The 13,172-nt window shown below is 45.6% G+C and carries 13 protein-coding genes; 7 read left to right on the top strand and 6 right to left on the bottom strand.

The window, feature by feature from the left end:
- Nucleotides 1–25: 25 nt before the first annotated feature.
- The 6 genes from OEV79_09975 to OEV79_10000 form a co-directional block, all read right to left on the bottom strand.
- The gene (locus OEV79_09975) at nucleotides 26–310 is read right to left on the bottom strand and encodes a hypothetical protein (GenBank protein ID MDH4211757.1); all 285 of its coding nucleotides are present in this window, start codon (nucleotides 308–310) and stop codon (nucleotides 26–28) included.
- Entirely contained in the window at nucleotides 301–1,128 is an 828-nt protein-coding gene (gene sppA, locus OEV79_09980; GenBank protein MDH4211758.1) for a signal peptide peptidase SppA, read from the bottom strand. The genes OEV79_09975 and sppA overlap by 10 nt, the downstream gene beginning before the upstream one ends.
- A gap of 135 nt (nucleotides 1,129–1,263) precedes the next feature.
- Nucleotides 1,264–2,019, bottom strand: coding sequence for a diadenylate cyclase CdaA (gene cdaA, locus OEV79_09985; GenBank protein MDH4211759.1), 756 nt, complete (start codon nucleotides 2,017–2,019; stop codon nucleotides 1,264–1,266).
- Nucleotides 2,016–3,194 (bottom strand): dihydropteroate synthase, encoded by a 1,179-nt coding sequence (gene folP, locus OEV79_09990; protein MDH4211760.1) that lies wholly within the window; start codon nucleotides 3,192–3,194, stop codon nucleotides 2,016–2,018. Before folP ends, cdaA begins: the two co-directional genes overlap by 4 nt.
- Before the next feature lie 33 nt (nucleotides 3,195–3,227).
- Nucleotides 3,228–4,589, bottom strand: coding sequence for an HD-GYP domain-containing protein (locus OEV79_09995; GenBank protein ID MDH4211761.1), 1,362 nt, complete (start codon nucleotides 4,587–4,589; stop codon nucleotides 3,228–3,230).
- Entirely contained in the window at nucleotides 4,586–6,124 is a 1,539-nt protein-coding gene (locus tag OEV79_10000) for a HEAT repeat domain-containing protein (protein ID MDH4211762.1), read from the bottom strand. Before OEV79_10000 ends, OEV79_09995 begins: the two co-directional genes overlap by 4 nt.
- Before the next feature lie 148 nt (nucleotides 6,125–6,272).
- Between OEV79_10000 and rpmH the strand changes: the two genes are divergently transcribed.
- From rpmH to OEV79_10035, 7 genes are all read left to right on the top strand, one after another.
- Nucleotides 6,273–6,407 (top strand): 50S ribosomal protein L34, encoded by a 135-nt coding sequence (rpmH, locus tag OEV79_10005; protein ID MDH4211763.1) that lies wholly within the window; start codon nucleotides 6,273–6,275, stop codon nucleotides 6,405–6,407.
- Between the two features lie 343 nt (nucleotides 6,408–6,750).
- A complete protein-coding gene (gene yidD / locus OEV79_10010; protein MDH4211764.1) occupies nucleotides 6,751–6,981 on the top strand; it encodes a membrane protein insertion efficiency factor YidD in 231 nt (76 codons plus the stop codon).
- On the top strand, nucleotides 6,974–8,473 hold the full coding sequence (gene yidC, locus OEV79_10015; GenBank protein ID MDH4211765.1) for a membrane protein insertase YidC: 1,500 nt from the start codon (nucleotides 6,974–6,976) through the stop codon (nucleotides 8,471–8,473). The genes yidD and yidC overlap by 8 nt, the downstream gene beginning before the upstream one ends.
- Nucleotides 8,470–9,069, top strand: coding sequence for a Jag N-terminal domain-containing protein (locus OEV79_10020; GenBank protein MDH4211766.1), 600 nt, complete (start codon nucleotides 8,470–8,472; stop codon nucleotides 9,067–9,069). The genes yidC and OEV79_10020 overlap by 4 nt, the downstream gene beginning before the upstream one ends.
- Nucleotides 9,053–10,402: a tRNA uridine-5-carboxymethylaminomethyl(34) synthesis GTPase MnmE gene (gene mnmE / locus OEV79_10025; GenBank protein ID MDH4211767.1), complete on the top strand. Its 1,350-nt coding sequence runs from the start codon at nucleotides 9,053–9,055 to the stop codon at nucleotides 10,400–10,402. The genes OEV79_10020 and mnmE overlap by 17 nt, the downstream gene beginning before the upstream one ends.
- 624 nt (nucleotides 10,403–11,026) lie before the next feature.
- Nucleotides 11,027–11,929 (top strand): Lrp/AsnC family transcriptional regulator, encoded by a 903-nt coding sequence (locus OEV79_10030; GenBank protein MDH4211768.1) that lies wholly within the window; start codon nucleotides 11,027–11,029, stop codon nucleotides 11,927–11,929.
- Between the two features lie 91 nt (nucleotides 11,930–12,020).
- The gene (locus OEV79_10035) at nucleotides 12,021–13,103 is read left to right on the top strand and encodes a M23 family metallopeptidase (protein ID MDH4211769.1); all 1,083 of its coding nucleotides are present in this window, start codon (nucleotides 12,021–12,023) and stop codon (nucleotides 13,101–13,103) included.
- Nucleotides 13,104–13,172 lie beyond the last annotated feature (69 nt).

Raw genomic sequence — 13,172 nt, forward strand, 5'->3', positions numbered from 1 at the left:
GAACCCTTCCACAACGCCGAAGATTTTACCGACCACGTTTCAATTCCCTTAGCAGGTCAATCCACTCGCCCGGGTTTTCGCCTAATTTACGGATCTCGGCATCTCGATCTATACCGTATTTTTCCTTCAATAGCTTCAATGAATCCTGGAGCGCCTCTTCGCTCGATTCACTGTCCCTGAGTCTCTTTTCTTCCTTCAGGTACTCGGCGAGGACAATTATCCGATCCTGGCTTTGACAGGATATGATGGACGATGCACAGAAAAAGAAGCAGACCGAGGTAATTCTAAATTCTTTTGTTTTCAGCGCCACAGGAAATACAATTTCGGTATCGTGAGTTGCTCCATTGGTTTGACGAAGAGATCGACAAGGCTCAGCCGCCTTGCCGGGTAGACCAGATGGGGCTCCTCGATGTTCACGAGATTTCCTGCAAGCTCGACGGCAAAATCAAATGAACCAAGCGTATCGACAAATCCAAGTGCTTTTGCCTGGTTTCCCGTGAATACCCTGCCGTCCGCATACTTGATAACGCTGTCAATCGGTATATTACGGTGCTCAGATGTTACCCTTACGAACTGCTCGTGGACATCCGTGACCACATCCTGCATCAACTTTCGCTCTTTTTCGTTCAACCTCCGGTGGGACGATCCCATGTCTTTGTGTTCCCTTGATTTGATTACTTCAAATTCGATACCCAATTTCTGCAGGAGTTTTTCCAGGACTGGCCATTCCATGATCACGCCGATCGATCCGGTTACTGTGCCGGGATTGGCGACGATGATATCGCTTGGCAGTGCGATATAATAAGCACCTGAAGCTGCAACCGATTCCATTGATGCGATTACTGGTTTCTTTTCTTGTTGGCGTTTCACCGCATCATAGATTTCCTGTGAAGCGGCAACGACGCCGCCAGGTGAGTTTATTCTGAGAATAATCGCCTTTATCGAAGGGTCATCGCCAAAATCATTCAGATCACTGACGATGTATTTCGGTGTATAGATGATGTTGTCGATCTCAACGACGCCGACGCTCCCCCCAGATATCGGACCCCGCATTCCAATGCCGATCATGACACCGACAATGATCACCGCTATCACTACGGCGATGGCTACTATATGTTTCGTCTGCATCAAACCTCCGGGGATTATTTTAACTAAATGATGTCTGCTGTCAACCTGTTGGCATATTAACAGTAGAACATTGTGAATAAATCACTGCCAGCGCAAACACCAATGCCTGCTCTTCAGGAGGTGTAACCCGCACTTTTACTCCTGAACTATTCTTTCCATTGATTTCTTTAATGATTCAACGTCGACTTTTGTGACCAGCTTACCCTTATAGGCATAGGCGATATTACCGGTCTCTTCGGATACTACTATGCTCAATGCATCACTCTGCTCGGCCATGCCGAGTGCTGCGCGATGGCGCAGACCGTAAGTAATGCCGAGGCTTGGGTTTTCGCTCAGGGGCAACACGCAACCAGCGGCAACGATCTTGTCACCTTGGATCACACATGCTCCATCATGCAAGGGGGTCTCCGGGAAGAATATCGTCCGCAAGAGCGACGAATTTACTTGAGCTTCAATGAGCACACCGGTGTCGACGATGTCTTTCAGACCGATGTTTTTCTGTACTACTATCAACGCGCCGATACGGTCTTCTGACATTTTCCTCACAGCGTCAATGATTTCGTCAGTGACGCCCACTTCTTCCAGCTTGAGGAAGAACTTGACAGGTCTTTGGCGGCCGATCCGTGCAAGGGCGTTTCTGATCTCCGGTTGAAAGACAATAACGAAGGCAACGACCCACAGGGCGAGTATTGAATTCATGATCCAGGATAGTGCCTTCAGATCCAGCCATCTGGATATGAACGAGACTACAAAGAAAAGAACTAACCCGACGAGGATTGATGTAGCTTTCGTTCCCTTGACGAACTTGAAAAACGCGTAGAGCAGGACCGCTACGACAATGATGTCAATAATATCTATTGCTCTGATTGGGAGAAATCCGAAGAGTTTCATCGTGTTATCAGGTCAATTATTGAAGCGACCCGTTTGGCCTCCATGACATCGTGCACTCTCAATATTGAAGCACCATTCTGGATGAGCAATGACTGAATTCCTAATGTTCCTTCCAACCTATTTTCTGGTGAAAGACCGAAAGGATTGCCGACAAATGATTTTCTTGAGTGACCAACGAGTACGGGTCGACCTAATTGCCTGAGTTCGGCAAGACGTCTTATTATGACGTAGTTATCAGCCAGCAGCTTGCCAAAACCGAGTCCTGGGTCGATCACTATCCGATCCCGGTCAATGCCTGATTCTACGGCATGATCTATCCTCTCCTGGAGAAAATTATAAATTTCACGCATGAGATCCTTGTATTGAGGATTTCTTTGCATTGTTCTTGGTTTGCCTTTCATGTGCATGATTATCGTACTCACCCCACTGCGGGCTATCGTTTTGACCATGTACTGATCGAATCTGTGTCCTGACACGTCATTTATTATACTCGCACCCTGATCGATCGCAAGTGCTGCGACTCTCGCCTTGTAGGTGTCAACAGATATTGGAACGCGCGTGAGTTTGGCCACCAGAGGCAGCACGCGTTTCAGTCTTCTTATTTCTTCCTTTTCATCGACTGGCGCGCTCTTTGGTCTTGTTGATTCAGCTCCAATATCAATAAAATCAACGCCCTCTTCGTTCATTTCATTCACAACCTTCTCGATGATCGACCTGTCGGTATAACGGCTGCCACTATAGAAAGAATCCGGCGTCAGGTTGATCACGCCCATAATATAAGTGCGGTTCATCACAAACCGCTTTCTGCCTATTTTCAACAGAGGTTCCTGTTTGTCTATCATGACCGAAGCCAACTGTATACGGATGTCTTCCATCCATGGCTGCTCACGCAGCCGCCTCTCGATTTTCTCGATTTCGCGGCGGTTCGCAAAGAGAATGAGCGGGTATTTTTTTCCGCGGCCGCCTTTGTATGCGCTCTTCGGGATCGCCGCGTCGGCGTCGCAGATGAGCGCAGTCTGCTTCAAGACATTGACCTGTGCACACGAGAGGCCATCGAATTTCAAGGCCATGTATTCGGCCTTCTTGATGAATATCTTATAAGCATCGGGGTCAACATGCATTCTCTTTAACTCGTTGGTGACCGTTTTTTCGTTATCGATGATTAATTTTCTCATCATATTCTCGTCGGTTCAAGCAGCGTACGGGACCTACAGGAAATATGCAGCAGGATTGATGCCGTAGATTTGGGGGTAAGTCGGGCGGATGATTTTTATTTCGGTATGTGATGCGAGGTCAATCGTCCTGCCGTCGATTTTGTTGTTATTGCTGTCGACGACGATCTTCACATTCGGCAGATCAATTGCGCTTGGGTTCTGTCTCATGACGACGCCTATTTCGCCGGTGCTTAGCTCCAGACAGCTGCCAACTGGATAAATACCCAAAAGTTGTGTGAAAACCTTCGCCAGTATTGGATCAAACAACCGGTTTTGGTTCGACCAGATCACACGCAAAGCAAAATGTGGTAAATACGGAACAGGCTGGTAGCCCCGGGCTGTTGTCATTGCATCATACGAATCGCAGATCCTGACTATCCTGGAAAATAGAGTGGGTTCATCTTCTTTTTCCCTCAGCGGATAGCCCGTGCCATCATAATTCCAGTGATGTTGATAGGCAACGGTGATAGCGAACATCGAGATTTCGTCGAGCCCGCGGGTCTTGAGAATTTCCCGTACCCCGTAATTTGAATGCAGTTTCAATGTTTCCCATTCCTGATCCGTAAGTTTCTGGATCTTGTTTATGAGCTCCTTAGATATTTCAACTTTGCCAATGTCGTGCAGGATTCCCGATGTGCCGAGCCGGGCAAGGTTCTTCCGGTCGAGTCCAATTCGTTGCCCGAGAGCCAGCGCGAGGATTCCGACGTTGAGGGAGTGGTTAAAAGTGTACTCATCGAAATTCTTTATCGTGGTGAGCGCGAGGATTCCGAATTCATCCCTGGATATTGAATCAACAAGACCGTATATGACCCGACGTGAACTCTTCACATCGACCGGTCTCCCGGTCCACAAATTTTGCATGAGGTTCTTGGTGACTTTCAAGGCCTTGAAATAAGTCCTTTTTGTCATCTGCCCATTCTCAATAGGTTCTTCCGGCTCTTTGTCCGTCTTGAGGAGTTCGATGTTGATGTGGGGAAGTTTCTTCTCAGGTAGTAGTCGCTGGAAAGATGCTCGATCCTCTTTGAAAATACTGGCGAAGTCAATTACTTCTTGTTGCGTAACACCACGCTTGAAGGTTATCGATTTGATGTTCAGCGTCTTCAGCTGAGTATTCATGAATTGTAGATTCGCATAGCTGTCGATTTCATATTTGAGTCTCTGTTTGTTGAAAAAGACATAATCACGGTACCGGACAAATTCAAGACTCGAGAAAGTCGTCAGGAGCTCTTCGATACCGCTCATGAATTTTTGTGCAGTATTGATCACTACATTGTTGTTCACATCGTAAACCTGAACTGCCTTAAATAGCGGATACAGCAAACCGACAACAGTCTTACCTGCGATGTATATATTCATGTCAATCGCTCCTTGAACACTGACTCGCAGGCAAACCTAATATCATTATTGCGTTTCTGCATTCCTTTTTTCAGCACCGCCAGTGATTCTTCGGTGCCGATCTGATTCAACGCCAGTGCAGCCAAACGTCGCATTACCCTGTATTTCTTTTTCCCCAACCACTTACGTTTGCAGAGCATTTCCTGCATGATCTGGACAAAGTCGTCTCCAGCATTTACTGTCAGCGCGTTGAAAACCTCACGTTGTTCGGCAAAATCCAACCCGAGAAAACTACCGTGTTTTATACGTTCAAGTAATACAGGATATATATCCGGGCGCTTGAACTTGCTCAGTATGCGCAAGGACTTTATCCTTGCTTCTACATCCGGGTCATTGATGTATTTGGTTATGATATCGATTTGTTCGGCATTGCCCAGAGCTTCGATGACCGCCAGCCTAACCTCTCTGTTCGGGTGATCGACGAGAGGGTCCAGGATTTTGGCGATGCCGACTGGTTTGACCAGGCCAAGGACGTTGATTGCATTAAGAACCGTGCCGGACTCTTTGCTTCGGAGAAAGGCGACAATCGGTGACGGATCGTCCTTTGCCATGTGTGCGACTCTGTGCCTCAGTGCGTTCAGACGGTCAGAACGTTCTATATATGGCATCAATTCTATTAGAAAGGGAATGGATTTCTTCCCAAAAAACCCAATGAACGCCAGGAATTCATTGAAAACATCATCTTCAGGCACATTGACAGTCTCCCTGAAGCTTGCAATTGTGGTTTCGTTCTCGAAACGTTCGATGAAATTTATATCCGGTATATCTTTCAACTTGTAAGCGATACGGCGTGCGTTGTAAAAGTCCTTCGTGTTCACACAACTTTCCAAAATTTCGATCAAGCCGTCAATGATTTCCTGGGAGCGATCCGTATGCAGATAGTCGCCAAGAGTTTTTATTACTACCGGGAGTATGGCCGTTTTCTCGTCGCTCGATATACATGTTTTCAGGTTTTCAACCTCCTGGGTGTCGAGATCGGGAATAATTACAGCGTCGATGTCTATTTTTTCCCTGAGTATTAGCTGTTTTAGCTTCTCGTCGTAATCAACGTACTGAATGGGCACTTCAGGTACCCGGTAATCGAGCACTTCTTCTGCTTCTATAACGTAGAAGGTGATATGAGCGAAATTGCATTCCCACAGCCCCAATGCGACATCCCAATCCTTGGCAGGTCGGCTGATGACATCGACGAAGAGCAGGAGTTCGTCAGAGATCAGACCGCTCAAGAAACTGATGCTGCGGATGCCGTCTTTGAACAGCCTGAAGGCAATACTCATGTCCATCTCTTCTTCTTTGTAGACCACCTGATCGAGATGTACAATCTGGAATTTCTCGACCTTAAGGCTTATTTCGTTATGTCCTCTGAGATATTCTGCTGTTTTCTGATAGAAAGGCTCAAAGAAATGACGAAATGATGAATGATTCATCCCGTACATCTGCATTGCCTTGAAGGATTTCGTAAGGCCTAGAATGATTTGAGCTACATCGTCTTTCATTCAATGTAATTATAGACATATCTTTTGTTTAGTCAACAATTATGTATAAAATGTAGGTAAAATGCCCCGCGAAACCCATTTTCTTTCCGTTCGAACGACGCATCAACAAATTATTGACTTCCTTCGAAAATTGAATATAATAAATGCAATGAAACGAACCTATCAACCGAGTCGAAGAAAACGGAAAACGACGCATGGCTTTCGCAAGCGTATGAAGTCCAAAGCAGGCAAGCAGGTTCTGAAAAGAAGAAGAAAAAAGGGGCGGAAGAGGCTCGTTGTATAGTCATACCTAAGGTATAAGGCAGCGAAATAAAAAAACACGTACTTCCACGAACTGAAATACTCAAGGGGAGTTCGGCAATCAGAGAGTTATTCGTACGGGGTCGGAGAAGAAAGTACGGGAAAATCAAATTTATTTACGTTTCGTCTGACGTCCGGAAAGCTGGTTTTATTGCCTCCAGGAAAAGCGGTTGCGCCGTAGAGAGAAATAGGGCAAGGAGAATTTTAAGGGAGGCATATCGAGTGAACAGGGACAAATTTAAAGGGATGAAGATAATACTTTACACCGAGGAATGCATTACACTCAAAGAAGCCCTTGAGACCATAAACAGATTCAAGGAGGGGGGATGAGTCTGGTTCTAATCTGCCTCGTTCGGGCATATCAGTTGTCCATCGGAAAGCTCCTCCCCAGAGTCTGTCGTTTTGAGCCCACGTGTTCGACATACGCGATCGAAGCACTAAGAGAACACGGGTTCTTCCGCGGTCTTGCTTTGACTTTGTACCGTATTCTGCGTTGTAATCCTCTCTGTAACGGTGGTTGGGATCCAGTGCCAAAAAGGATGGTTGGAAATGAGTGATCGTACGAGGACCGCGATGGCTTTTGCCATCATCATTGGTATTTTACTTATCTGGACGTTCTTCAATAGACCTGCTCGAAAACAAGAAGTACCCGAACCGGTGGTCCAGGATACGTTTATGGAGCCGGTTGAATCTGTTGAAGAAGAATACACCAAGGTTACCGAAGACACGATCGTCATTGACCGCCGCCATGTCCGATTAGTATTGTCCACCTATGGTGGATCTCTGGCGTCCCTGTATTTAAAAGACTACGATGTCGATATTGTTCCTCCCGGCCGTCATCTCTTTGCGAGTTCAATAAAGGACAGTGTCAACGATGTCGCACAAATGTCTTATGCGATCAGCGATGATTCTGTTACTTTCTTCCATGGCGATGAAAAGAAATTGGTGAAGACCTACCGGTTTGACCACGATTACGGATTCTCTCTGCGCGTTAAAGGTGATACATCGAATCATATTCTCAGCCTGAAAGCGGGTCTCAATATAACCGAACCAAAGAATGAAGGCGACGACTTGCGCAACTTCAACGTCTATATTAAAAACGAAAAGGTCGAGACTGTAACAAAAAAAATCAAGGATTCTTATGTGTATGACAGCAAATTGGACTGGTTTGCCCTGCGTACCAAATACTTCATATTGATCGTTAACCACATTAATGGTATCGATAAGGTCTCGTTTCATAAGGTGCCGGGCGAAATAGAACAGATTGAAACACGCGATGCATCTTTCGGATGTTACTACATGGGTGGTGCCAAAGATCGTTACGGAGCAGAGATCGTCAGCGAAGCCGATCTGGACATCAGTGTTCTCCTGCTACCTATGGACCGTGATCATCTTGCCAAATACGAAGAGGGTTATGAAGAGATGGCTTCAGGAGGTTTCTGGGGACCGATCTCGCGAGTTATAATGGCAGTACTGAACTTCATATACTCACTCATTGGCAACTATGGTTTCGCAATAATGATCTTTGGGCTATTGATCAAACTGATTTTCTTCCCATTGTCGCGTCAAATGATATTATCCCAGCACAAGATGCAGATGGTCCAGCCCGAGCTTAAGAAGATTCAGCAAAAATACAAGAATGATCCCCAGCGAGTGAATCAGGAGATGATGCATCTCTACAAGACGTACAAGGTCAATCCACTCTCTGGTTGCTTGCCACTGATAATCCAGATGCCCATTTTCTTTGCCCTCTTCAGAACATTGACTACCTCCATAGAATTCCGCCACGCAAATTTCATTTTCTGGATCACTGACCTTTCGTTGAAGGATCCGTACTATGTTCTACCCATCAGCATGGGCATAATGATGGTGGTACAGTCACTGACAACAACTATCGATCCACGCCAGCGGTTGATGATAATCTTCATGCCGATCGTTATGGTTTGGATTTTTATCAATTTACCCTCGGGGCTACAATTGTACTGGTTTACGTACAACATATTTACTTTGCTTGAGCATTTCATAACCAAGAGAGGAGGACTAAAATGAGACTGACTGAAGCATCAGGGAAAAACCTCGACGAAGCCATCGAATCCGGATTGAAAACATTAAGGGTGAGGCAGAATGAGGTCGAATACGAACTCATCTCCGAAACAGAGGATGAAGTAAAAATCAAGATGGAAGTCAAAGAGCCTCGCCAGCATCTTCTCGAAGTAACCAAATTCATACTTGAAAGCTGCGGATTCAGACCGAATATCAATATCGCCAAAGACGATAAGGGTTTCTATGTTAACATTAAGACAAGGCATGCCGATGCTATTCTGATCGGGAAGAAAGGAGAAACATTGTGGGCGCTTCAGTACATAATAACGCGCCTGATCAAACGTTTTCACCCGAATCTGAAAATCCTCGTCGACGTCAGCGGCTATCGTATGCGTCGGACAAATTTCTTGAAGAAAAAAGCCGAAGCGATCGCGTGTATCGTGCTGCAAACCGGACGCGAAATGGCGCTCGATCCTCTGACTAAACGGGAACAACAGATAGTCGAGATCAAGCTGAGTGAAATAAAGGGTGTGAAACTTTATAGCATAGGAAAGGGAGCAAGCAAGAACGTTATAATTGCTCCGAATGATGAACCCAAATGATACGATAGTCGCTTGTACAACTCCATCTGGCTACTCGAGTGTAGCTGTAATCAGACTTAGCGGCGTTCAGGCGATCCCCCTCCTGCAGAAAATATTCAAACCCACACTGTTGACGGGTGAATACACATCCCATCATGTCTATCACGGCCATGTTATTGATCCCGATACCGGCGATAACGTCGATACTGCTCTTGCAGTACCTTTCAAAGCCCCCAATTCCTATACCGGTGAAGATGTGGTAGAGATTTCTTGCCATGGTAATCCATTGATCGTGGATAGGATTGTAAGGACTTTGAACGAACTCGGTGCGAGAACCGCACGGCGGGGAGAATTCACAAGACGTGCTTTGATCAGCGGGAAGATCGATCTAATACAGGCCGAAGCCGTTCTCGATACAGTGAATGCATCGTGTGACCAGGCACGAAGACTGGCCGTGTTGCAGTACGAGGGAAAGTTGTCGGAAAAGATATACGACATGCGTTCTAAGGTCATTGATTCATTATTCCTGGTCGAAGCTGAGATCGATTTTCCTGAAGAGGAAGATGTCAGATATGACCCTGCCGGAATAAAAAATAATCTCGATGCGATAGTAGATGAGATCGATGAGTTGCTCAAGGGAGCATCGGTCGGAATCAAGATCAAATCCGGATACCGCATTCTGATCACTGGAAGAGCCAATGTTGGTAAATCGACGTTGTTTAACCGGCTCGTCGGGCATGAACGCGCAATCGTGCATGAGAAACCCGGTACGACTCGAGATTTTATTGAAGAAGACGTGCAAATGGGGGACATCCACGCTTTGCTGTACGACACCGCAGGTATACTCTCCAAAGCGACGGGTCCAGATAAGATTGCCCAACAGAGGACAAAAGCGCTTATCTACGATGCTGATCTGATTCTCATGATGTTCGACGGCTCAGAACCAATGAATGAAGAAGACATATTTCTGTATAATCTGGTGAAACACAAAATCAAGTTACTTCTTGTAAACAAGATCGACCTCAACGTAAGGCTGAGTAACGAATCGATCCTGTCGGATTCCATAAAAATATCGGCCAGGACAGGAAAGAATATCAATTTGCTGCAAGATGCCGTCAGAAGTACTCTACTACCTGAGGCTTCCAAAGAGGATGTTCTCATAACGCGACACCGCCACATAGATGCGCTCACCAGAGCAAGAAGGTGCCTCGTTGAAGGAAAGAACGCACCGACTATTGAGACAATGGCTTATGAAATGCATTGTGCCTTGAACGAGATCGGTGAGCTAACCGGGCAGACACTCCGCAAGGAAATCCTCGACCGCATATTTGAGGAGTTCTGTGTAGGGAAATGAGGAACGAAAAACGTTATTTTCGTTTAGTCTGCTACTATCGTTAATCCCGTTAATTTCGTTAATATCGCTATTACCGTTAATACCGCTAAAAGACATTTCGAATTGCGAATTTAACAAGGAACGTTGGGTTCGTTACTATCGCTAATCTCGTTATTTTCGTTATTCCCGCTATTTTCGTTCACCGACTGAGATTGCTTCGTCACTACACTCCTCGCAATGACGGGGAGGTATGGCGTCTCAGGTTCTCAACCGCCTTACATCTAAGCTTCTGGTTTCCCGCTATGCGCCATGCTCCATGCCCTATGCTGCAGCATAGCGTATCCTCAGGAGCGAAGCGAGATGTCTGCAGTGAAACGTGTCTCCAGCGATAGCATGTCTTTAACGTAGTGTGTCTCCAGCTGAGTTTGTCTCAATGTCACCGGTGCACCGCTTCTCGGTGTGTTTCTCAACCTCTTATCCTCTGAAGTTCTGTTATTCACAGCTTCTTAACTTCTCAGATTCTCATCTTCTGCTTTTCTATACTTCGCAGAGGTTTATTTTTCAATTGATATTATTACGATTACGATATACGGCAAACGAGTACGAGAATATTGACTTCTCCATATTTTCGTCTATAATCCGCTAGTGATAATCGACCCCATCGATTTGAACCTCATTAGACAGCTCGAACTCCAGGGAACAATACCTGTGCACGATTTTGTGAGTAAATTCCACATCTCACAGAAGGAAATACTATTGCGGATCAGAAATTTCGAAGATACAGGATTAATAAGCGAATACGGATTCAAGCTGTTCTTGCCAGGTATTCATGGAGGTAAGTGGTATTGGGGCTGTATCGCAGGTGAAGCCTCACCACGGTTCAGATTGGGGAAGACAATTCCTTTCATCGAGGAGATGGTTGAGAACCTATCATTCCCGCAGGGTGTATGTCCAAATGTTTCACTTTTGTTCTATGCAAAGAATCTCAAAGAGATCAGGTCACTTTCGAACAAACTACCCGGTATGAAATATTCAGAGGTCTATAAGGTTGATGAATACAACTTGGTAATGCCGAGGTTGTTGGTCAAAGAAGATTGGCAGTTAATAGATGAGTTCTGCAACAGCAAGAAAATACGCTATACACTGATCAACAGGATAACACAGAAACCGAAATCTGAGAAAGAAGTAAGGCTTTCACGTTTGATATGGACGCGTGGAAACCGTCAAGGTATTCTTTCGATCGCACCTAATTTCAACTGGAGTATCATAAAGAATTACATGCATGTTCATCTCGCTGTAGTAACAAAAATTCGGGTAAAGGAATTGCGCAGAATCGTCAAGGAAATCGGTTTTGTCGGAAATATTGCATCGCGTTTCAAGAAACGATACATTCAAATTGAATTCGATTTGTGGGGTTTTTCTGACTTCAGGGTCATCATGCATGCAATTACAAAGATCGAAGGTATTATCGTCGAGGGTTGTTCTTTTGCCTATAGAAATAGAATATACGATGATTGGGTCAGGGATTTTGTACAAAATCAGATTTAGCCAACTCATAATTCTCTTTTTTTTAATCGCTGGTTGTTCGAGGGAACCGGAATTCATCATAACAACGATCGTCACTGAGACAAAACACGTCGTGGAGAAGGGCGAAAATCTCGAGACGATTCTTGATAAACTCTCGGTCGCGGATTATCGGGCTGACATCATCACGGCGCTGCATAAAGCCGGATTCCCATTCCGAAAATGTTTGCCTGGAGACACAATCTCACTCGTGAAGGAAGACAGCAAATTTTCTCATTTGACCTACCGTCAAAATTATCAAAACATCTACTACGTGAAAAAAGAAAGTGGTTGTCTGTCAGTAGCCATGAAATATCCCTATTTTGATACGATGCTGACCTATATCAACGGCAGCGTTAACTCTACCCTTTATGAATCCATGCTGGCTTATGACGAGACGTCGCAGCTGGTCATCCGGTTCGCCGATGTCTTTGCCTGGGAAGTAGATTTTTTCACAGACACGCAGGACGGAGATTCGTTCTTCATCTATTTTGACAAGATTTTTTGTGATTCCGTTCTTGTCGACTATGGGTTGATCGGTTTTGCGCGATACAAAGGTGCAGCGGGTGATTTCTACGGCTTCTATTATTGCGACCCGGAAGGTCATGATGACTATTTCAATCGTGATGGGCAATCATTACGGAAATCACTGCTTAGATCACCGTTGCGTTTTTCGTATATCAGTTCGCACTACTCAAAACGCAGATATCACCCGATTCTCAAGAGATGGCGCCCACATCACGGGTTGGACTACGTTGCACCGATCGGCACGCCGATCGCCACGATCGGTGCTGGTCGGGTTACGTTCAAAGGATGGAAGGGTGGTTATGGCAACCTCGTGGAGATACGGCATGCCAATAACTTCAGATCAAGGTACGGGCATCTGTCGCGGTTTGCAAAGGGCCTTTATGTTGGTAAACGAGTGAAGTCGGGAGATCTAATTGGCTACCTTGGTTCAACCGGTTTATCGACCGGTCCTCATCTGCATTTTGAACTCCACAAGAACGGGGTACCTATAAATCCTATGCGAGTTGACATTCCCCGTGCTCCGTCGGTGAATAAGAAATATATGGATGCATTTATTGCCCATCGTGATTCAGTACTGAATGCTGTACATAAAGTAGCCAACGGTGGGGGAGAGGTTCTTCCGGAGACGTAGGATCGCGGGAATCTCTCGCAGGCATAATGGTCTGTAAAGAATCTTTGAAGTATTAAGTGAATTTTCATG

It is taken from the genome of candidate division WOR-3 bacterium, from assembly GCA_029858255.1.
In the GTDB taxonomy this organism is placed as follows: domain Bacteria; phylum Hydrothermota; class Tepidihabitantia; order SM23-42; family SM23-42; genus SM23-42.

What these genes read in the sequence shown, in the direction of transcription:
- yidD (MDH4211764.1), top strand. Translation starts at nt 6,751, where the DNA reads ATGAGTCTGGTTCTAATCTGCCTCGTTCGGGCATATCAGTTGTCCATC.
- mnmE (MDH4211767.1), top strand. Translation starts at nt 9,053, where the DNA reads ATGATGAACCCAAATGATACGATAGTCGCTTGTACAACTCCATCTGGC.
- cdaA (MDH4211759.1), bottom strand. Translation starts at nt 2,019, where the DNA reads ATGAAACTCTTCGGATTTCTCCCAATCAGAGCAATAGATATTATTGAC.
- rpmH (MDH4211763.1), top strand. Translation starts at nt 6,273, where the DNA reads ATGAAACGAACCTATCAACCGAGTCGAAGAAAACGGAAAACGACGCAT.
- OEV79_10020 (MDH4211766.1), top strand. Translation starts at nt 8,470, where the DNA reads ATGAGACTGACTGAAGCATCAGGGAAAAACCTCGACGAAGCCATCGAA.
- yidC (MDH4211765.1), top strand. Translation starts at nt 6,974, where the DNA reads ATGAGTGATCGTACGAGGACCGCGATGGCTTTTGCCATCATCATTGGT.
- OEV79_09995 (MDH4211761.1), bottom strand. Translation starts at nt 4,589, where the DNA reads ATGAATATATACATCGCAGGTAAGACTGTTGTCGGTTTGCTGTATCCG.
- folP (MDH4211760.1), bottom strand. Translation starts at nt 3,194, where the DNA reads ATGAGAAAATTAATCATCGATAACGAAAAAACGGTCACCAACGAGTTA.
- OEV79_10000 (MDH4211762.1), bottom strand. Translation starts at nt 6,124, where the DNA reads ATGAAAGACGATGTAGCTCAAATCATTCTAGGCCTTACGAAATCCTTC.
- sppA (MDH4211758.1), bottom strand. Translation starts at nt 1,128, where the DNA reads ATGCAGACGAAACATATAGTAGCCATCGCCGTAGTGATAGCGGTGATC.